General features: G+C 69.9%; 16 protein-coding genes and 5 pseudogenes. 12 read left to right on the top strand and 9 right to left on the bottom strand.

Annotated elements, in window-relative coordinates; genetic code table 11:
* Nucleotides 1–306 precede the first annotated feature (306 nt).
* Nucleotides 307–567 carry a hypothetical protein gene (locus IE273_RS16795; RefSeq protein ID WP_189815971.1) on the bottom strand — a complete coding sequence of 87 codons (261 nt, stop codon included), beginning with the start codon at nucleotides 565–567 and terminating at the stop codon, nucleotides 307–309.
* A 402-nt stretch (nucleotides 568–969) separates the two neighbouring features.
* Between IE273_RS16795 and IE273_RS16790 the strand changes: the two genes are divergently transcribed.
* Nucleotides 970–2385: a DEAD/DEAH box helicase gene (locus IE273_RS16790; protein ID WP_189816039.1), complete on the top strand. Its 1416-nt coding sequence runs from the start codon at nucleotides 970–972 to the stop codon at nucleotides 2383–2385.
* Between the two features lie 205 nt (nucleotides 2386–2590).
* Nucleotides 2591–2833 (top strand): DUF5302 domain-containing protein, encoded by a 243-nt coding sequence (locus IE273_RS16785; RefSeq protein ID WP_189815970.1) that lies wholly within the window; start codon nucleotides 2591–2593, stop codon nucleotides 2831–2833.
* 28 nt (nucleotides 2834–2861) lie between these two features.
* Here the strand turns inward: IE273_RS16785 and IE273_RS45145 are convergent.
* The 6 genes and pseudogenes from IE273_RS45145 to IE273_RS16760 form a co-directional block, all read right to left on the bottom strand.
* Nucleotides 2862–3433 (bottom strand): annotated as a pseudogene (locus IE273_RS45145) (transposase); the annotation flags it as partial.
* 6 nt (nucleotides 3434–3439) lie between these two features.
* Nucleotides 3440–3580 carry a hypothetical protein gene (locus IE273_RS43530; protein ID WP_229887256.1) on the bottom strand — a complete coding sequence of 47 codons (141 nt, stop codon included), beginning with the start codon at nucleotides 3578–3580 and terminating at the stop codon, nucleotides 3440–3442.
* A 72-nt stretch (nucleotides 3581–3652) separates the two neighbouring features.
* The gene (locus IE273_RS16775; RefSeq protein ID WP_189815969.1) at nucleotides 3653–5476 is read right to left on the bottom strand and encodes a glycoside hydrolase family 15 protein; all 1824 of its coding nucleotides are present in this window, start codon (nucleotides 5474–5476) and stop codon (nucleotides 3653–3655) included.
* A gap of 264 nt (nucleotides 5477–5740) precedes the next feature.
* Complete coding sequence (locus IE273_RS16770; protein ID WP_189815968.1) at nucleotides 5741–6418, bottom strand: class I SAM-dependent methyltransferase; 678 nt, start codon at nucleotides 6416–6418, stop codon at nucleotides 5741–5743.
* Entirely contained in the window at nucleotides 6415–6918 is a 504-nt protein-coding gene (locus IE273_RS16765) for a hypothetical protein (protein WP_189816038.1), read from the bottom strand. The genes IE273_RS16770 and IE273_RS16765 overlap by 4 nt, the downstream gene beginning before the upstream one ends.
* Before the next feature lie 2 nt (nucleotides 6919–6920).
* The gene (locus tag IE273_RS16760; protein ID WP_189815967.1) at nucleotides 6921–8204 is read right to left on the bottom strand and encodes a molybdopterin-dependent oxidoreductase; all 1284 of its coding nucleotides are present in this window, start codon (nucleotides 8202–8204) and stop codon (nucleotides 6921–6923) included.
* Nucleotides 8205–8565: 361 nt separating this feature from the next.
* Here IE273_RS16760 and IE273_RS16755 point away from each other — a divergent pair, with 361 nt between their 5' ends.
* Nucleotides 8566–9009 (top strand): GtrA family protein, encoded by a 444-nt coding sequence (locus IE273_RS16755; protein WP_229887255.1) that lies wholly within the window; start codon nucleotides 8566–8568, stop codon nucleotides 9007–9009.
* A 199-nt stretch (nucleotides 9010–9208) separates the two neighbouring features.
* Here IE273_RS16755 and IE273_RS16750 read toward each other — a convergent pair.
* Nucleotides 9209–9502: pseudogene (locus IE273_RS16750) on the bottom strand (glycoside hydrolase family 15 protein); the annotation flags it as partial.
* A gap of 46 nt (nucleotides 9503–9548) precedes the next feature.
* On the opposite strand from IE273_RS16750, the gene IE273_RS16745 reads away from it, so the two are divergent.
* The 8 genes and pseudogenes from IE273_RS16745 to IE273_RS16710 form a co-directional block, all read left to right on the top strand.
* On the top strand, nucleotides 9549–10319 hold the full coding sequence (locus tag IE273_RS16745) for a tyrosine-type recombinase/integrase (RefSeq protein WP_229887254.1): 771 nt from the start codon (nucleotides 9549–9551) through the stop codon (nucleotides 10317–10319).
* 610 nt (nucleotides 10320–10929) lie between these two features.
* Nucleotides 10930–12219: a bifunctional 3-oxoadipate enol-lactonase/4-carboxymuconolactone decarboxylase PcaDC gene (gene pcaDC, locus IE273_RS16740; protein ID WP_189815965.1), complete on the top strand. Its 1290-nt coding sequence runs from the start codon at nucleotides 10930–10932 to the stop codon at nucleotides 12217–12219.
* A 36-nt stretch (nucleotides 12220–12255) separates the two neighbouring features.
* Nucleotides 12256–12891 carry an MBL fold metallo-hydrolase gene (locus tag IE273_RS16735; protein WP_189815964.1) on the top strand — a complete coding sequence of 212 codons (636 nt, stop codon included), beginning with the start codon at nucleotides 12256–12258 and terminating at the stop codon, nucleotides 12889–12891.
* 45 nt (nucleotides 12892–12936) lie between these two features.
* Entirely contained in the window at nucleotides 12937–13716 is a 780-nt protein-coding gene (locus IE273_RS16730; RefSeq protein WP_058082659.1) for an exodeoxyribonuclease III, read from the top strand.
* A gap of 15 nt (nucleotides 13717–13731) precedes the next feature.
* Nucleotides 13732–14151 carry a DUF6278 family protein gene (locus IE273_RS16725; RefSeq protein WP_189815963.1) on the top strand — a complete coding sequence of 140 codons (420 nt, stop codon included), beginning with the start codon at nucleotides 13732–13734 and terminating at the stop codon, nucleotides 14149–14151.
* A gap of 108 nt (nucleotides 14152–14259) precedes the next feature.
* Nucleotides 14260–14998 (top strand): annotated as a pseudogene (locus tag IE273_RS16720) (transporter substrate-binding domain-containing protein).
* Nucleotides 14999–15122: 124 nt separating this feature from the next.
* Entirely contained in the window at nucleotides 15123–15263 is a 141-nt protein-coding gene (locus IE273_RS16715; RefSeq protein ID WP_189815962.1) for a hypothetical protein, read from the top strand.
* A pseudogene (locus IE273_RS16710) lies at nucleotides 15218–15649 on the top strand (ABC transporter permease subunit); the annotation flags it as partial. The gene IE273_RS16715 and the pseudogene IE273_RS16710, both read left to right, overlap by 46 nt.
* Nucleotides 15650–15723: 74 nt before the next feature.
* Here the strand turns inward: IE273_RS16710 and IE273_RS16705 are convergent.
* A pseudogene (locus IE273_RS16705) lies at nucleotides 15724–16731 on the bottom strand (CocE/NonD family hydrolase C-terminal non-catalytic domain-containing protein); the annotation flags it as partial.
* 420 nt (nucleotides 16732–17151) lie between these two features.
* Between IE273_RS16705 and ggt the strand changes: the two are divergent.
* Nucleotides 17152–18954 (top strand): gamma-glutamyltransferase, encoded by a 1803-nt coding sequence (gene ggt, locus IE273_RS16700; protein ID WP_189815961.1) that lies wholly within the window; start codon nucleotides 17152–17154, stop codon nucleotides 18952–18954.
* Nucleotides 18955–18965 lie beyond the last annotated feature (11 nt).

Here is an 18965-nt window from a genome sequence, read left to right as displayed (position 1 = left end):
GTGCACTTGTCTCTGGATGTTGCCTGCGGTTTACGACAGGTGCTGGTTCTGCCACTCCAGCTTCTGGGATGGCAAGGTCATTGCTCGTACGGCTCCGTAACTCGCTGGTCGTGCACTGAAATGGGGGAGAAGCCTTTGCTCTTGCAAAGTCGAATGTCTCTGGAAGTGTCTGATGCGATGTCTGCCCCCGCCGCGGGACGCGGGCTTCTCGTCCGCGGGCCGTTCATGGTCGCGGAAGCTGCGACTTGTTCCGTCTTATGGACGTTGCCGACCGACATCGTCCGCCCCCTGCATGCCCGCGAGTGATCACAGCGCATTCGGCGTCTCGTCGCGTTGTCCGCTTCGGGCCTGCTGCTGACCGGTGCAGCGGCGATCGGCACGGCCGACAGCGCCTTCGCCACGGAACACGGCAACAACAGCTCCTACAGCAGCGACCACGGCGGAGATCACGGTGGTTATGGCGGCGACCACGGTGGCTACGGCGGCGGTGGAGACCATGGCGGCTATGGCAGCGGTGGCGGCGGCCACGGCGGTGGTGGCGGAGGCCACGGTGGGAATGGCGGCCACTGATCGAGGACTCCACTGAGTGCGACGACGTGCGGTCGAAGCGTTGATCGCCGCGTCCGGGTCAGCAAATGGTCAGCATCGGGTGGGACGGCGTCCGGCTTGCTGACCTGCACCCGCAGCAGGGGCCTGCTGCCCCGCCCGTAAGGCTCGATGCGTGGCTCGACAACTCGCCCGTGGGGTGGGGCCGTTCTTCAAGGGGAACGGTTGTTCCAGGCCGATCCGCTGCCAGCACCCGTACACAGGGGTGATCGGTATCACCGGCGCGAGGTTATGCCATGTGTTAGTCTCACGCGTTTGCGTGGTCGTCGCGGTGGGCGATGCTGCCTGTTCCGCTCGGCTTGTGCGTGGGCTGTTCAAACCTGCCGGGCCTTCCTCGGTACGTTCCCTTACGGAAGGCTGTTTATGAAGCATCCCAATGACTCCGGCATCGCGCACGGCAGTCCCGCCCAGCCCGAGGCAACGACCCCGGCGCTGCTTCCGGCCGTCACCTTCGCCGGTCTGGAACTGCCGACGGAGGTGCTGCGGACACTTAGCGAACTCGGGGTGCGCGAACCCTTTCCGATCCAGGCCGCCACACTGCCCGATGCCCTGGAGGGGCGCGATATCCTGGGACGCGGGCGCACCGGATCAGGCAAGACGCTCGCTTTCGGCCTGCCGCTGCTCGCACGGACGGCTGGGCGGCGCGCGGAACCGAAGCAGCCCCTTGCTCTGATCCTGGTGCCTACCCGGGAGCTGGCCCAACAGGTCACCCAGGCGCTGGCGCCGTACGCCGAGGCACTGCGGCTGCGGATCGCCACGGTCGTCGGTGGAACGTCGGTCGGTCGGCAGGTCGCCGCGCTGCGCCAGGGAGCCGAGGTGGTCGTCGCTACCCCCGGACGCCTGCACGACCTGATCGAGCGCAACGCCTGCCGCCTGGGACGGGTGAGAGTCACTGTGCTGGACGAGGCCGACCAGATGTGCGACTTGGGATTCCTGCCGCAGGTTGCCGACGTGCTCGAGCAGGTGCACCCCGACGGTCAGCGGATGCTCTTCTCGGCCACTCTCGATCGCGACGTCGATCAACTGGTCCGCCGCTACCTCCACGACCCCATCGTCCACTCGGTCGACCCGGCCGCGGGCACGGTCACGACGATGGAGCACCACGTTCTGGTCGTCCACGGCCCTGACCGCTACGCCGTCATCACGGAAATCGCCGCCCGCGACGGCCGCGTACTGCTGTTCCTCGACACCAAGCACGCCGTCGACCAGCTCACCCGGCATCTGCGGGCCAGCGGGGTGCACGCCGGGGCCCTGCACAGCGGCAAGTCCCAGCCACAGCGCACACGGACCCTGGCGCAGTTCAGGAACAGCCAGATCACCGTTCTGGTGGCGACCAATGTCGCGGCCCGTGGCCTGCACGTCGACGACCTCGATCTCGTGGTCAACGTCGACCCGCCCACCGATGCCAAGGACTATGTGCACCGGGCGGGCCGCACCGCCCGCGCCGGTGAGTCCGGCAGCGTGGTCACGCTCGTGCTGGCGGGCCAGCGCCGTGAGACGAGCCGCATGATGGCCGGGGCCGGCATCGAGCCGACCGTCACCAAGGTGCGCTCGGGCGAGGCGGAGCTGAGCCGGATCACCGGCGCCAAGACTCCCTCCGGGATCCCGCTCGACGGCGGGCCCGCCGTCCCCCGACCCAAGAACACCAACGCTCCCTTCCGCGGCCTCGGCACCAACAAGGGCACCTCCCGCGGCGCCGGCGGCAAGTCCCGAAAGGCGGGCGAGGCCCGCAAGCTTGCCGAGGCCCGCAGGGCCGCCCTCGTGCGTCGCAACGGCTGAGAGCCGTTGCCCTGGCAGCCTGGCCACGGGATCGACAACCCTCGGCCCGGCCTGAAGCCGTCACGTGCGCCTCACCTACGAAGTCAACACCTTTGGCCGCGAGAGGGATACCCGCCGAAACGGAGCAGAATGATGTTGCCGGCGCCTCGCACTGCGCCCAGCATGACAAACTGTGCTTGCCCACCCCCGAACCCAGGAGATCACCATGACCGCAGAGCCCGTATCTACGGAAGGTTCGGAGCCGGCTGCCCCCGAGACGTCCTCTCTGGAGCCGGACAGCGACGGCAACTACGACCTCAAGCGCAAGTTCCGCGAAGCCCTGGCGCGCAAGCGCGGTGCGCAGGCGGACGCCGCTGATATTGCCGCCAAGTCCGATGCGTCGAAGGTGCGTTCGGCGCACGGCCCGGCTGCGAGTCAGCGGTCGTTCAGGCGCAAGAGCGGCGGCTGAGTCGATGAGTCCCGCGATCTACAGTAGTGCGGGACGAGTAGGCATTGTCCGCGGCGACAGCGTCGGGCCGGGTTCGAGGCCGGCCGACAGGCAGACGGACCCGTATCTTCTGCAGCACGGGGACGAACTGCGGGCTGTCGGCGGCCTGTCCTGCGGTCAGTACGAGTGACAGCGGACGGCACTTGCGGTCAGCGGCGAGATGAATCTTGCTCGTCAGTCCACCACGGGATCTGCCGAGCGGGGCTTGGTTCAAGCGGAGCTTGCGCCGTCGCCGGATACGCCGTCGCTCTTCCTGCTCGGGGTCGTCCCTGCCGTCCTGTCCGTTCTGTTCTGGCGGCCCGCCCCTTTTTGCCGGGCCCGCTCCTGCTCGGCGGCGGCTTCCTCAAGGGCCTCCATGACGTCCTTGCCGATGTGCATCCCGGCCGAGTCGTGGTGGGCGCGGGCCGTGGTGGAGTCCACGCTGACCAGGGATAAGTCCGTCTGTCCCCGGCGCGCGGCCTCGGCGATCACGCCTTCCAGAAGAGCGGAGAAGACCCCGGCGTCCCGCCAGACGCGAAAGCGCCCGTAGACGGTCGCCCACGGTCCGAACTCGGAGGGCATCTCGCGTCACTGGGCGCTGGACCGGAACCGCCAGATCACCCCCTCGAACTGCTCCCGTAGCCGCTCGGGGTACGGACCGTACTCGCCTATCGGCAGGTACGGTTCAATGATCTCCCACTGCTCGTCGGTGAGTTGCCTACGTGTCACAACCAGCGTCCTACCAGTTCCCGGCCCCGCACGGGACCAGAACCCGAGATTGATCACGACCTCACTCAGGCCTTAGGCGTGCATTTCTTGTCGCTCGGCATCGCGGATGGCGCGAGCGGCGTTGATGAGACCGATGTGGCTGAAGGCTTGGGGGAAGTTGCCGAGGGCCTCTGCTGTGGTGGAGTCGGTCTCCTCGGCCAGCAGGCCGAGATCGTTGGCGTGTGCGAGGGCGGTTTGGAAGGCGTGTCGTGCACGGGCGGTGTGGCCGGTGAGGGCGAGGGCTTGGGCAAGCCAGAAGGTACACAGTAGGAAGGTGCCTTCCTCTTCCTGTAGTTCGTCGGTGAGGTAGCGGCGGACCAAGCCGTTGTGGTCGGTCAGGTGGGTGGCGATGGCCAGCACGGTGGACTGGATGCGGGGGTCGTGTGGTGGCAGGAAGCCGACGATGGGCAGCATCAGTGCGGAGGCGTCGAGGTCGTCAGTGTCGAATGCCTGGGTGAAGGCGCCCAGGTCGGGGTTCCAACCGCGCTGTTCGATGGCCTGGCGGATCTGGTCGCGCTCCTGCTGCCACTGGGGCAGGCGTTCGTCGGCCTGCAGGGCAGGGGCCATGCTGATGGCTCGGTCCAGGGCGACCCAGCACATCAGTTTCGAGTGGAGGAAGTGTCTGCTGGGTCCGCGTCTTTCCCAGATGCCTTGATCCGGTTGGGTCCACCGTAGGGCGGCTGTCTCGGCTGCCTGGAGCAGGAAGGTGCGGGTGGCCGGGTCGAGAGGCTCATCGGGTGGAAGGGTCTGGGCTGCGGCGTCGAGGAGTTCGCCGTAGACATCGAGCTGGCGTTGTCGCCAGGCGTCGTTGCCGATCCGAACGGGGCTGCTGTTGCGCCAGCCGGTCAGGTGAGGCAGGGGCCGCTCGCTCAGGTCACGTTCTCCGCCGATGCCGTACATGATCTGCAGGTCGGCGCCGCGGTCGAGTTGGGTTGCCGCGGCCCGGGCGAGGAAGGCGAAGAACCGGTTCTTCTCCTTCTCGCAGGCGGCCGTGGCCAGTGCCTGAATGGTAAAGCTGGCGTCGCGGACCCATGTGTAGCGGTAGTCCCAGTTGCGCGTTCCGCCCGTCTTCTCGGGCAGAGAGGTGGTGGCCGCGGCGACGATGGCCCCGGTGGGAGTGAAGGTCAGGGCCCGTAGCACGCGCCCGCTGTGGCTCACTTCGTCCTGCCAGGGGCCGACGTAGCCGCGGTGGAGCTTCGACCAGGACCGCCAGCCTTTGACGGTGTCGGACATGCGACGCCGGATCCGTCCCGTCCGCCAGGCCGCCGACTCCCTCTCCCACGCCGTCCCGACATGCAGGGCGAATCCGAGGCGGTGCCCGGCCGAGAGCGGGATTCGGCCGTGGGCCGTGGAGCCGCTCATCCGTAGGTCTACGGGGCTCGACAGCAGCAGAACATGGGCGCCCCCGTACGCCGCAAGCCCGCCTGGCACGGCTGAGAGGAGTGGGTGGACGAGTCCGAACTCCGGGCGCGGCGCGTAGGCGATCTCGATGTCCATCCGCCCTTCGGTGCAGGTGATCTGCCGCAGCAGCATTCCGGGGGAGGCGGTGCCGAGCGCGTGCCCGCGTTCGCGCCGTCCCAGGGCGAGGGCGTCCCGCAGGACCGCCGTGCCGCCGGTCGTGCGGAAGACCGTCTCCAGAACGAGGGTGTTCTCGACGTAACGGCGGCTGATGTCGACGGGGCCGGTGACAGGGCGGATGGACCAGTGGCCGGCGTCCTCGTCGAGGAGTCGGGCGAAGATCGCCGGGCTGTCGAAGCGGGGCAGGCACAGCCAGTCCACCGAGCCGTCGGAGGTGACCAGCGCGGCCGAGCGGCAGTCGGACAGCAGGGCGTGGTCACCGATCGGTCGCGCACTCATGGGTCGCAGCCCGTCCACCTCGGGCCGGACGCGGCCCGGCCGGGACGACGTGAGCAGTCGCCTGCGCCGCAGGTCTCTCCGGGTGCCTGACGGGTGACATGGATCCCAGCCTTCCTGAACAGCGGATTCACCTCCAGCCAATCAGCACGTTCGGTCGATCGCACGTGCCGGTTGCCGACGGTTGCTCCGAGCGAGTGGCACGAGCTGGTGCCGCGCTCGGCGTGCGTCGTGTCTCCCCGCCGCGGCGTGGCCGACCCCGCGTCATCAGCGAGGCCAAGAGGCCGGATCCGGACGGCCGAGGGCGAGGAAGCGTCGGCGGCCGTATCCCCACTGGTCGGTGACGCTGAGGGCAAGGTCTTCGGCGATCCTGTGGAGCGCTGGTCGCCCGACCCGCGCCCAGGGAAAGTACGGACCGCTCTGGCCTTGGAGGTTCTCGAACCGGGCGGTGCACAGCTCTTCGACGTCATGGGGGTCGACCTCGACGAGGAGGCGCCCGGTGGGGGCGATGAGTTCGCCACAGCGGCGCAGCAGGCTATGGGGGTTGCCTCCGATGCCGATATTGCCGTCGATGAGCAGTACCGTCTTCCAGCCTCTCTCGGCCGGCAGCTGGTCGAAGACCGATCGGCACAGTGCGAGCCCGCCCAGGCCACAGGTCAGGGCGACCGCGCGAGGTGTGATGTCGACCCCGAGGGCGAAGACTCCGCGGCTCAGGAGTGCTCTGCAGATGCGGCCCGGGCCGCATCCGACGTCGAGGACGGGGCCGATGCAGTGTTTCAGCACGGTCTTGTCTGCCGCCGTGGGCTGCTCGTGCCAGCGGTGCACCGGCATCCGGATGCGGCGCCCGTCGGCCAGCCGCAGGAATACCGGTTCAGGGCCGGGTCGTAGGGCGAGCGCGTAGGGATCCTCGTTGGGGTCGTACGGCTCGTCCTCGTCCGCTGTCACGGTGCTGCGTCATGCCCTGCGGTGGGTCGGCTCTCGTCGCCGCGGCCGGCCCGGCGCGCGCCGCGCAGTCTCACCGCGAAGGCCGCTGCGGAGGCGGCGAAGAGCACGGCGGTGATCGCCAGCCATCGGCCGAGGTAGACGTTGTCGGACAGCCCGGTGTCGCCGGGGTAGGGGACCGCCAGACGCAGGACGAGGGGGAACCAGACCAGCAGGAGCAGACCTGACAGGAAGGCGGGAACGCGCAGGTAGTTGATCCACGGCACCGTCGGTCCGGCGGGGGCTCGGTGCCGCAGTACGGAGAGGGCCGACAGGTCGGCCAGAGAGTACAGCGGCAGCAGGATGAGGTCGTGGAGGATCGCCGCACCGACGAACCAGATCGCCACCTCCCAGGGCTGGACGGCGAACAGGCGCACCATGGCGTAGCCGGTCAGGGCGAACGAGGCGATCAGAACGAGCAGATGCAGGGGGCCGGAGCCGTACCAGCGTGCGAATCGTGCCATGGTCACGCCCTGAAGGTGAGCCGGTGGACCCACTTGGTGTTGTTCACGCCGGGGTTGGCCGGGACGATGATGCGGGCCGGGTAGCCGTGGTCGAGTGAGAGGTCCGCGCCGTTGACGCGGAGGGCGAGCAGCGCTCGGGGGTCGTGGATCTGGTTGCCCCGCAGCATCACCCGGGTGAAGGGGCCGGGAGGTTGGATGGACTGGACCAGGACGCTTGCGGCGTCGGGCAGTCCGGCCAAGGCAGCGAGGTCGGCCAGCCGGGGGCCGCTCCAGTGCTGGTCCTCGGTGGACCATCCCTCCACGCAGGCGATCGGCAGTGCGGCGGCGTGCTGGGGCATCGCCAGGAGCTGCTCGCGGGTGAAGACCCGTGGCGCTCCGCGTCCGTGGACCTCCAGCCGCCAGTTGGGGCCGACGAGGGCGGGGGTGACGCCGACTTTCGCCGCCGTCTTGTTGATCTGGAAGCTGTTCGGGCCGCTGCCCGGATCGCGGTTGTGCGGTGCGAGCAGCGCGGTGGCGCGCAGCCGTCCGCCGATGCTCTGTCCCGCGGTCACGACGAACAGGAGCAGCGATCCCGCGCCCACCATGCCCACCGCGCCGCGGCGGGTCATCGTGGGCGGTGCGGGCGCGGCTGCCACCAGGCCGTCGGGATCGGGTGGTTCGGGCACGGTGTGGGTGAGGTCGGTGCGCAGTTCGGTGCCCAGGCTGCGCGAGCGCAGGGCCCGCGTCATCCGGCCGAGTCTGAGACACACGTGGACGACGAAGGCGGCGATGAACACCCAGGCGCCGTAGAAGTGCAGGCGGTAGAACGAGCCCGGGAAGACGTAGTAGAGCTGGATGTTGAAGATGCCGGTGACGAACTCGAAGATGGCGCCGCCGACCAGCATCAGCAGGGACAGCCTCTCCAGGCCGTGGGCGATGGAGCGTACCGGCAGCCATTCGAACAGCTTCGGGATCACCGACCACAACTTGGCCAGCAGCACCGGCACCAGCACCACGCCCAGCGTCACGTGCACGCCCTGGAGCAGCCGGTACAACCAGTAGGGATGTGTGGGCCAGCTGAAGAGGTAGAAGCCCAGGACGCCCTTGTCGGCAGTCTCGTCGTTGAGGGGGCTCAGGTCGGGGTTGTAGGAGGCGTAGGAGAGCAGCCCGGTGACGAAGAGCAGCGGGATGCCGATCAGCAGCACCAGGCCGAACACGGACGTCAGCCAGGGGCCGCGGATGGGACTGCGCCAGAAGCCGGGTCGGAACGGTCCCGGGGGCGGAGGAGCCTGCTCGGCCCGGCGCACGAGGGCCCTGGTGCGAGCGGCCCCCTTGGTGGCCCGCGCCGCCGCGGCAGCGCGAACGTGCTCGAGGCGCCCCTGCGCGTGATCCTCGTCCGATCCCCGCGGCTGCGACCCGCCGGAGCCCGCAGCCGGTGGCCGTCCGCTGATGCCCAACGACTGCCTCCCCTGTTCCCAGACCGTCTCTCAACGTGGGCATCGAACCTCACCGCTCCGTCAGTGCCTGTCAAATCGTCAGCCACAAACTGGCGCAGATCGGGTCGACTCTCTGTGCCTGTCGTGCATGCGGGTGTCGATCGTCAGCCGAACGGTTGAACCGGCTCTGCGCACGGCTCGACGGGTCGCACGGGGGCCTCATGATGGTGGGGTGCGACGCCTCAGCGCACGGCGCAGCGCCGCCACATGGCTCGGCCGCACCGCGCTGACCAGAGAAGTGTTCTGGTTCGTCGTGATCGGCGTCGCCTCCACTGTGGCCCAGGCCATGCTGTACTGGGTTCTGCGCCAGTGGTCGCCGCCCATCCTGGCCAATTTCGCCTCCCTACTTGTCGTCACCGTCCTCAACACGGAGGCCAACCGTCGGCTGACCTTTCACGGGTCCCCGGTCCGGGCCCTCCAGGCGCATCTGGCCGCGGGTGGCCTGTTCGTCCTGGCGTACCTGGTCACCTCAGGCGCTGTCCTGCTCTTCCGCCACTACCGGCCTACCGCCTCATCAGCAGCGGAGACCCTGGTACTTGCGCCGAGCTTCGCCCTGGTGACCGTGGTGCGCTTCACGGTCCTGCGGATGGTCGTCTTCAGACGCCGCCACCAATGACCCCCTCGCGCCCGATGCGACCGACACGCCTGCTGTTTTCGACAGGGTGAAGCGGAGCCACTCGGGCAACGGGAATGCGAGCCACTTTGGTCCGTTCGTGAAGGTGGTGGAGCCCGCTACTCGCCGGCCTCGAACTTCGCGCCTCGATGATCTGGCTCGAAGACCTCTTACGAGCAGCCGATTGATCACGACATCACACAGACCCTAGGAGGGCGGCGAGGGTCATGGCGGCGTCGCGCAGCCAGGTCAAGCGGTAGTCCCAGTTACGTTTGCCGCCGATTTCCTCGGGCAGCGACGTGGTCGGCGCCGCGACGATCCCACCGCTCGGTCCATAGGTCATCGCCTTCAGCGTGATCAAGGAACGGACCACGGCCTCGCGGTAGGGCCCGTCATAGGTGCATTCCTGCGTCCAGTCCTCCCAGAAGGTGAGCGTCGCGGCGAGCGCGGCCTCTGGGTCCGGAATCCCCGGCGCGGCTGCATGGGACGGGCCCCAAACTGAGGACGAACGCCACGCTCTGCCACCCAACTCCAAGGGGCTGGTGCGCTACCGGTTCGTGGTCGACGTGGGCATCGACCCTGCCACCGGGAGGCGCAAGCAGCTGACGCGTACGTTCGCCACTCTCAAGGAGGAGAAGGCTGAGTACGCGCGCATCACCAACCGCCGCGAGGAAGGGACGTTCGTACCGCCCAACCAGATAAATGTGAACGAGTGGCTCGATCAGTGGCTGGCCATGAAGGCAGCCGATCTGGAAGAGACCACTATCTACAACTATCGTATTACCCTCGACCGGGTTCGGGGGAGGCCGGGGCGCATCCGGCTTCAGGAACTCACCGAAGAAGACGTAGAAGGGTGGATGCACTGGGCGTTGAAGCACGGGCGTGTACGCGGTGGTGCAGCAGGTACTCCGCTGGGAGTGACCAGCGTTGAAATGAGTCTCGCCCGATTGAAGGACGCCCTGAATCGAGCCGTTACGCGTCGGCTGGTAACCATGAACGTGGCCCAGCATGTGACCATTCCGCGTAGGGCACGCAAAGAAGAGCGAAAGAAGAAGCAGGAGGTGAAGCCGTGGAACGTCCAGGAGATTCAGAAGTTAATTCACGGTGTTCGGACGGAACGGCTCTACGCTGCCCTCTTGCTGTCCCTCATGGGTCTACGTCCGGCTGAAGTCTGCGGACTCCGGTGGGAAGACGTGGACTTGGAGGCTGCCACGATCACCATAGCCAACACGCGGACCATGATGGGAACCGGTGCTCGCTGCCCTCAAGTCGTTCAGGGCTCTCCAAGCCAAGGAGAAGCTTGTCCTCGGTGAGGCTTACTCCGACTCCGGACACGTCGTGGTGCACGAGACCGGGGAAGCCTTCACGATCAAGCAGCTCCGCAGACGCGCGTACCGGCTCATGCAGAGCCTTGAGCTCCGCAGAGTGCGCCTCTACGACGCACGGTCCTCCTGCCTCACATACTCGCCCACAACGGCGTGCCGGATCACATCCTTGCCCGGTGGGCTGGACACACGAAGGTCAAGACCACCAAGAAGTGGTATGTGAAGCCGGACGTGCAGGACCTCCGCGGAGCCGCCACAACGTGGGACGGCCTGCACGGTGCTGCAACGGAGGGGCAAGCGTGAGTCAGGCGGCCTACCGGGTGAGCGACCTGCCCAGCGGTATGGCCGCCAAAATCGAGGTGACCCGGAGGCCGGCTGCTGGCTGCGGACCAGCAGCGGCAACGGGAAGGGGCAGCCAGGCTCCGGCCAACGTCTTCCCTCCTGCGAGGGAAGGCAGAGCTTTCTCGCCGTGTGGCGGTAGTTCAGGCTGTTCGTCGGTAAGACCCGGAAGGTCCGGGCGTGCCGCGCCGCGCGGGTCAAGAGCCGCCGGGTTCCCCTGGTCGTGTGAGATTTCGTGAGACGTGAGAGGGTCTGGGGCGTGAGTGAGACACCCCCGAACACCCTGCAATACCGCTTTGACGGGCCAGAAGACGCTCCGGTCCTGATCCTGGGTCCCTCACTGGGTACCACATGGCACATGTGGGACCGCCAGGTCCCGGAGCTGGCCAAGCAGTGGCGCGTCTTCCGGTTCGATCTGCCCGGTCACGGCGGCGCCCCGGCGCACCCGGCCGGTTCGGTCGCGGAGCTGAGCGCCCGGCTGCTGGCGACGCTGGACGCGCTCGGCGTGCAGCGGTTCGGCTACGCGGGCTGTGCGCTGGGCGGCGCGATCGGCATCGAGCTGGCCCTGCGCCACCCCGCGCGGCTCGCCTCCCTCGCCCTGGTCGCGGCCTCCCCCCGGTTCGGCACCGCCGACGAGTTCCGTCAGCGAGGGGTGGTCGTGCGCACCAACGGGCTCGACCCGATCGCCCGGACCGCGCCCGACCGCTGGTTCACCGGAGGGTTCGCCGCGGCGCAGCCCGCGATCACCGAGTGGGCCGTGCAGATGGTCCGCACCACCGACCCCGGCTGCTACATCGCCGCCTGCGAGGCCCTGGCCTCCTTCGACGTACGGCCCGAGCTGGGCCGGGTGGGGGTGCCGACCCTGGTGCTGGTCGGCTCCGACGACCAGGTCACCGGCCCGGCCGAGGCCCGCACCCTGGTCGCCGGCATCCCGGACGCCCGGCTCGCGGTCGTCCCCGGCGCCTCCCACCTGGTGCCGGTCGAGCAGCCCGCCGCCGTCACCGACCTGCTCGTCCACCACTTCTCCACCGCCTGGCAGCAGCCCTACGACACCGGCCAGACCGCCCTGCCGGGCACACCGGCCGTCCCGGTCCCGGCCGCCGCGCCGCAGCCCGCGCCGGTCGCCGAGATCGCCCCGGCCGCCGTACCGGCGCAGCCCACCGGGCAGCCGGACCGGTACCAGACCGGGCTGAAGGTCCGCCGCGAGGTGCTGGGCGACGCCCACGTGGACCGGGCGCTGGCACAGGCCGACGAGTTCTCCGGGGACTTCCAGGAGTTCGTCACCCGCTACGCCTGGGGCGAGATCTGGGACCGCCCCGGCCTGGACCGCCGTACCCGCAGCTGCATCACGCTCACCGCGCTGGTCGCGGGCGGCCACCTGGAGGAGCTGGCCTTCCACACCCGGGCGGCCCTGCGCAACGGGCTCACCCCGGACGAGATCAAGGAAGTGCTGCTCCAGGCGGCCGTCTACTGCGGGGTGCCGGCCGCGAACAGCGCGTTCCGGGTGGCCCAGCAGGTGATCCGGGAGGAGACCACGCCCGCCGAGTAGCGCCCCGGGCGGTCGCAGACGGCAGGATGGGGAGACATGAAGCTCACGAAGAAGTCCCACGCCTGCGTCCGCCTGGAGAAAGAGGGGCAGACCCTCGTCATCGACCCGGGCGGGTTCTCCGAGGAGGACGCCGCCCTCGGCGCGGACGCGATCCTGGTCACGCACGAGCACCCGGACCACTTCGACGAGTTCCGGCTGCGGGCCGCCATGGAGAACAACCCGGCCGCCCACATCTGGACGCTGAAGTCGGTCGCCGACCAGGTCGAGGCGGCCTTCCCGGGCCGGGTGCACACCGTCGGCCACGGCGACACCTTCACCGCCGCCGGTTTCGACGTCCAGGTCCACGGCGAGCTGCACGCGGTGATCCACCCGGACATCCCGCGCATCACCAACGTCGGCTATCTGATCGACGGCGGGAAGGTCTTCCACCCCGGTGACGCCCTCACCGTGCCCGGCCAGGCGGTCGAGACGCTGCTGGTGCCGGTGATGGCCCCCTGGAACAAGATCTCCGAGGTGATCGACTACGTCCGCGAGGTGGGCCCGCGGCGCGCGTACGACGTCCACGACGCCCTGCTCACCGACCTCGCCCTGCCGCTCTACGAGGGCCACCTCGGCCGCCTGGGCGGCACGGAGCACCAGCGGCTGCACCCCGGGGCGTGGACCGAGGTCTGAGCGCGCGGACGGGCGTTGTCGGACCCGCCAGGTAGGTTGTGAGGCATGCGCATCGCTACCTGGAACGTGAACTCGATCACCGCCCGCCTTCCCCGGCTGCTGGCCTGGCTGGAGAGCAGCGGCACCGACGTGCTCTGCCTCCAGGAGGCCAAGGTCGCCGAGGAGCAGTTCCCGTTCGACCAGCTCCGCGAGCTGGGCTACGAGGCCGCGGTCCACGCGACCGGCCGGTGGAACGGCGTGGCGGTGCTCTCCCGCGTCGGCATCGAGGACGTGGTCAAGGGCCTGCCCGGCGACCCGGGCTACGACGGCGTGACCGAGCCGCGCGCCCTCTCGGCGACCTGCGGCCCGGTCCGCGTCTGGTCGGTGTACGTGCCGAACGGCCGCGAGGTCGGCCACCCGCACTACGCGTACAAGCTCCAGTGGTTCGAGGCGCTGAAGGCGGCCGTGTACGGCGACGCGCAGGGCAGCCGCCCGTTCGCGGTGCTGGGCGACTACAACGTCGCGCCGACGGACGACGACGTCTACGACCCGGCCGCCTTCGAGGGCTCCACCCACGTCACCCCGGCCGAGCGTGCCGCGCTGGCCGCCCTGCGCGAGGCCGGCCTGGACGACGTCGTGCCGCGCCCGCTGAAGTACGACCACCCGTTCACCTACTGGGACTACCGCCAGCTCTGCTTCCCGAAGAACCGCGGCATGCGCATCGACCTGGTCTACGGCAACCAGCCGTTCGCCCAGGCCGTCAAGGACGCCTACGTCGACCGCGAGGAGCGCAAGGGCAAGGGCGCCTCCGACCACGCGCCGGTGGTGGTCGACCTGGACGTGTGATGCCACGCTGGGTCCATGAACCTTCCGTTCCTGGGCCCCCGGCACGCGAAGAAGGCGGAAGCGGCGCTCCGCGCCGACCCCGAGGCGGTCGCCGCGCTGCTGTCCGAATGCGAGCTGCTGCGCTCGCAGGCGGCTCGGGCGGGCGTCCGCCTCGACGACACCCCGGCCTCCCTGGAGGCCCTGGACCAGATGGTCCCGCGCTGGCGGGACGACCCGGAGATCCTGCCCTGGCTGGGCCACGACGCCGGGCTGTACCTGGGCACGGTCGTCGTGCGCACCGTACCCGGCGCCGCCTGGCGGATCCGGTCCGACGGCGAGCCCGTCGTACGCCTCGCCTCCGGCCGCGCCGTGGAGGTGGTGCCGGCCGGGGAGGAGTGGGCGGTGAGCGGGGTTCCCGAGCTGTCCCAGCTGTACGCGGAGATCGCCGAGACCTGACGCCCGCTGCTCCGGATGCCCCTGTGGGCGTACATACGGCTATTGCCCCGGAAGGTGCGTGTCGTCCTCAACTCCGCTGTCGTCGGGAGAGGTTGCGGCACCCGCGCCCTGTGCGTCCCGCTGGCCCTGCCGGCCGCCGCCTGCGGCAGGGGGCAGCCCGCCCGGCAAGGGCCCGGCGCCCGAGAGGCTCCCGCACTACCAGGTGGCCCAGGACTTCCGCCTGCCCGCCTCGCGGACCTGGACCCGGGCGAAGAAGCGCGGCTACTTCGTGGTCGGCGCCAAGGAGGACCAGCCCTACCTCGCCGAGAGGGACCCGGCCACCGGCGCCTGCTCCGGCTTCGACATCGACATCGAGATCGAGATCGCCAGGATGATGTCCGCCTCCCTCGGCTTCCCGCCGAAGACCGTCCGCTTCCGCACGATCGCCTCCGCCAACCGCGAGACCGCCCTCCAGAACGGCCAGATCGACTACTACGTCGGCACCTACACCGTCAACGCGGGCCGCAAGGAGCTCGTCGGCTTCGCCGGCCCCTACTACCTGGCCGGCCAGTCGCTCCTGGTCCGCGAGGAGGAGGACGACATCCACGGCCCGCAGGACCTCACCACCGACGACGCCATCCTGATCGGCTACGCGGCCAAGACCCCCGACGAACTCGAGGCCGTCGGCGCGCCGTTCTCCGAGGAGCCGTACGGCATTGGCGTCCCGCACGGCGACAACGCGCTGCGCTTCGCCCTCGACGACGCCCTGGCGACCCGGGAGAGCAACGGCGACTGCAAGAAGGCGTACGACGCCACGCCCGGCCGGTCCGGCGTGCCCGCACCCAGACCTCCCGCCATCGACCGCTAACCCTGTCGCTGGTGGTGCTGCCGCAGGCGTTCCGGTCCGTGATCCCGCCCGTCGGCTACCTCGTCATCACGCTCGCCAACAGCGCCTTGTTCCACGTGATGGAGCGGACCTGGGGAGTGGCGCGATGACGGGGGCGACCGCGCTCTACGACGTCCCGGGCCTGCGCACCCGCCGCCGGCAGGCCGTCTGCGCCGCCCTGTCCGCCGTCGTCATCCTCGCCTCTGCAACGGCTCGGTGCTCGCCGAGGTCCTCCGCTCGGGCGTGAACGCCGTCGAACGCGGCCAGGGCGAGGCCGCGTTCGCGCTCGGCATGCGCAAGGCCCAGGTCATGGCGTACGTCCTCGTCCCGCAGGCGGTGCCCGCCGTGCTGCCCGCCGTCATCAGCCGGCTGGTGGTCACCCTGAAGGACACCTCCCTCGGCTTTCTCACCACCTGCGAGGAGTTCCTCCACGCCGGGAAGCTCATCGCCTCCATCCTCGACTACGATTTGCCGTTCATCCCTGTGGTGATGGTGATCTCGCCGATCTGCATCGGGATGTGCATGCTGCTCTCCTGGTTCGCCGACCGGGTGTCCCGGCGGGAGCGGCGCAGCCCCAGGACCACGGGGGTGGCGGTCGCCGCTCCCGGGCCGGGGGCGCTGCTGCCGGGTGGGGTGCCCCCCACGGCCCCGAAGCATGAGGGGGGCGGCAGTTCTACGGGCCAGGCTCGTCCGGCGGCAGCCGGAGATCACTGCTCGCCGAGCGGGACGGACACGTACGACGGGTCGTCCGAGGGCGAGGAGAAGGTCAGCTGCGCGCCGGACGGGTTGTGCTCGGCGTAGAGCGGGTCGACCGTGTCGACCACCAGCGCGAGGCGGTGCCCGGCGGGGACGTCGTAGGCCGTGGAGAACAGGTCCAGGTCGACGGCGAACGGCTCGCCGGGCGTCCGCCCGTGCCAGGTCCAGGGCGCGTGGGTGACCAGCTCGCCGATGCCGAGCGGGCCCACGTCGTCCAGGTGGGCGATGAGGGTGCCGCTCTCCCTGCTCGGGGTGAGCGTGGTGTGCAGGGTGGCCGTGCCGCGGACCCGCTGGGCGGCGCCGTACCGCTCCGACTGCCACACGGCCGCCCAACGGCGCGGCAGCAGCGGCAGGGAGGCGGTGGGCGGCAGCCGGGCGACCTGGTCCAGGATGCTGGAGAGGAAGACGATCCCGCCGTCCGCGCCGGAGTCGACGTTCGCGTGGATGGTGGGCGAGTCGGTGAGTGCCAGCTTCCGCCGGGTCGCGGTGACCGACTCCCAGTCCGGGTAGCCCTCGTACGCCCCCGTGGTACGGGACTTCAGCCGGACCGGCTGCTCCCGGTCGACGCCGTTGCCGACGCCCCGGAGGTAGTGGTCGAGCCAGCGCCGGGTGTCCGTCCACACGTCGTTGGGCAGCCCGAACAGACCGGTGAGCTCGGGTGTCGCGTGGTCGCCGGGGCGCAGCTCCAGCCGCTTCGGTACGGTCAGCTTCTCGTAGAAGGAGGCGTACTGGTTCGCCGGGAACACCGTGTCGCCCCAGGCGTTGGCCAGCATGACGGCGGCGCCGTTCTTGTTGAGCTGGTCCGCATACGTCGTGGCGGAACGTTTCCGCCCCCAGTCGACCCTCTCCTGTTCCTTCGACAGGTTCGACGTGTACAGGTTGTCGAAGATGTCCCGCAGTTCGGGGCTCTCGCGGCCGGTGAGGGTGGCCGCGCCGTCCAGTACGGCCGCCGCCGGCAGACCTCCGTGCGCTCGCCGAACCCCTGCTGGGCGGCGTCGTGCGCCACCACCCGCGCGTGGGCGTTGCAGTCCTTGATGAGGGCGGACAGTTCCAGCAGGGCGAACACGTCGTGCCGCATCACCGACAGCTCCGGCCCGCCCGCGTTGCGGTTGACCACCAACAGCGACTCGGCGTGGTCCGGCAGCCCGAAGAAGGACTGCTTGCGGCGCAGCCGGCGCTTCCACAGGTACGTCCGGGCGACCCAGCCCAGCGCGGCCGAGACGCCCGTGGCCATGACCCCGAGGACGATGTTGCGCACGTCGTCGTTCATGGCCGCGCACGGTAGCGGGCCCGGACGACGACCGCGGTGCGCAGGCGTACTGTCGGTAGTACCGGTTATCCGGTTACGCTGCGCGGACTTGTCCCGACGGGAGGTACGGATGGGTCGTCCAGGCACGCGGAAACTGGCGGTTCTGGCGGTCTCGGCCGCCATGGTGTCGGTGGGGGCGGCGGCGCCGCCCGCCGCGACGGCGAACAGGACACCGGCGAAGGTCCCGGTGGCCGTCGGCTACGGCGGCGCCGTCGCCAGCGTCGACGCCGACGCCTCCGCCGTCGGCATCGAGGTGCTCAAGCACGGCGGCAACGCGGTCGACGCGGCCGTCGCCACCGCCGCCGCGCTCGGCGTCACCGAGCCCTACTCGGCCGGCATCGGCGGAGGCGGCTACTTCGTCTACTACGACGCCAAGTCCCGCACGGTGCACACCGTCGACGGGCGCGAGACCGCGCCGCTGAGCGCCGACGCCGACCTGTTCACGGAGAACGGCAAACCGCTCGCCTTCGCCGACGCCGTCAGCAGCGGTCTGAGCGTCGGCACCCCGGGCACGCCCGCCACCTGGCAGAAGGCGCTGGACCAGTGGGGCAGCAAGCGGCTCGGCACCCTGCTGAAGCCCGCCGAGCGCATCGCCCGCGACGGCTTCACGGTGGACGACACCTTCCGTGCGCAGACCGCCTCGAACGAGACCCGGTTCCGCTACTTCCCGGACACCGCGAAGCTGTTCCTGCCGAACGGACGGCTGCCCGTCGTCGGTTCCACGTTCAAGAACCCCGAACTCGCCCGCACCTACGAGCAACTGGGCCGGCAGGGCATCGGCTCGGTCTACCGCGGGGACATCGGCGACGACATCGTCAAGACGGTCGAACACCCGCCCGTGGACCCCGCCTCCGGCTGGAACGCCCGCCCCGGCAAGCTGGCCGAGAAGGACTTCGCCGTCTACCGCGCCAAGCTCCAGGCGCCCACCAGGACGTCGTACCGCGGCCTGAACGTGTACTCCATCGCGCCCTCCTCCTCCGGCGGCACCACGGTCGGCGAGGCGCTCAACATCCTTCAGAACACCGACCTGTCGAAGGCGAGCGAGGTGCAGTACCTGCACCACTACATCGAGGCCAGCCGCATCGCCTTCGCCGACCGCGGACGCTGGGTCGGCGACCCCGCCTTCGAGGACGTCCCGACCGCGCAACTGCTGTCCCAGCGGTACGCCGACTCCCGCGCCTGCCTGATCAAGGACGACGCGGTCCTCACCAGCCCGCTCGCGCCCGGCGACCCCCGGCACCCGGCCCCCTGCGGCCAGGGCGGTACGGCGGCCCCGACGACGTACGAGGGGGAGAACACCACCCACCTCACCGTGGCCGACAAGTGGGGCAACGTCGTCGCCTACACGCTCACCATCGAGCAGACCGGCGGCAGCGGCATCACCGTCCCGGGCCGGGGCTTCCTGCTCAACAACGAGCTGACCGACTTCTCCTTCGCCCCGGCCAACCCGGCCGTGCACGACCCGAACCTGCCGGGCTCGGGCAAGCGCCCGCGCTCCTCGATCTCCCCGACGATCGTCCTGGACCGGCACAACAGGCCCGTCGTGGCGCTCGGTTCACCCGGCGGCGCGACCATCGTCACCACCGTGCTCCAGACGCTCACCGGGTTCCTGGACCGGAAACTGCCCCTGGTGGACGCGATCGCCGCACCGCGCGCCAGCCAGCGCAACGCCGCCCGGACCGAGCTGGAACCGGGGCTGTACGACAGCGACCTGAGGAAGCGGCTGGAGGCCATCGGGCACTCCTTCAGCCTCAACCCGGAGATCGGCGCGGCCACGGGCGTGCAGCGGCTGCCGGACGGCAAGTGGCTGGCCGCCGCCGAGAAGGTACGGCGCGGTGGCGGCTCGGCGATGGTGGTGGACCCGGCGCGCTGACGGCCGGGCCC

This window comes from Streptomyces olivaceoviridis (assembly GCF_014650115.1).
Classification (GTDB): Bacteria; Actinomycetota; Actinomycetes; order Streptomycetales; family Streptomycetaceae; genus Streptomyces; species Streptomyces olivaceoviridis.
Note: the sequence above shows the minus strand (reverse complement) of the source record. Positions and strands in the feature narration are given on the sequence as shown.

What these genes read in the sequence shown, in the direction of transcription:
- IE273_RS16785 (WP_189815970.1), top strand. Translation starts at nt 2,591, where the DNA reads ATGACCGCAGAGCCCGTATCTACGGAAGGTTCGGAGCCGGCTGCCCCC.
- IE273_RS16765 (WP_189816038.1), bottom strand. Translation starts at nt 6,918, where the DNA reads ATGGCACGATTCGCACGCTGGTACGGCTCCGGCCCCCTGCATCTGCTC.
- IE273_RS16725 (WP_189815963.1), top strand. Translation starts at nt 13,732, where the DNA reads ATGAACCTTCCGTTCCTGGGCCCCCGGCACGCGAAGAAGGCGGAAGCG.
- IE273_RS16730 (WP_058082659.1), top strand. Translation starts at nt 12,937, where the DNA reads ATGCGCATCGCTACCTGGAACGTGAACTCGATCACCGCCCGCCTTCCC.
- ggt (WP_189815961.1), top strand. Translation starts at nt 17,152, where the DNA reads ATGGGTCGTCCAGGCACGCGGAAACTGGCGGTTCTGGCGGTCTCGGCC.
- IE273_RS16790 (WP_189816039.1), top strand. Translation starts at nt 970, where the DNA reads ATGAAGCATCCCAATGACTCCGGCATCGCGCACGGCAGTCCCGCCCAG.
- IE273_RS16715 (WP_189815962.1), top strand. Translation starts at nt 15,123, where the DNA reads ATGACGGGGGCGACCGCGCTCTACGACGTCCCGGGCCTGCGCACCCGC.
- IE273_RS16735 (WP_189815964.1), top strand. Translation starts at nt 12,256, where the DNA reads ATGAAGCTCACGAAGAAGTCCCACGCCTGCGTCCGCCTGGAGAAAGAG.
- IE273_RS16775 (WP_189815969.1), bottom strand. Translation starts at nt 5,476, where the DNA reads ATGAGTGCGCGACCGATCGGTGACCACGCCCTGCTGTCCGACTGCCGC.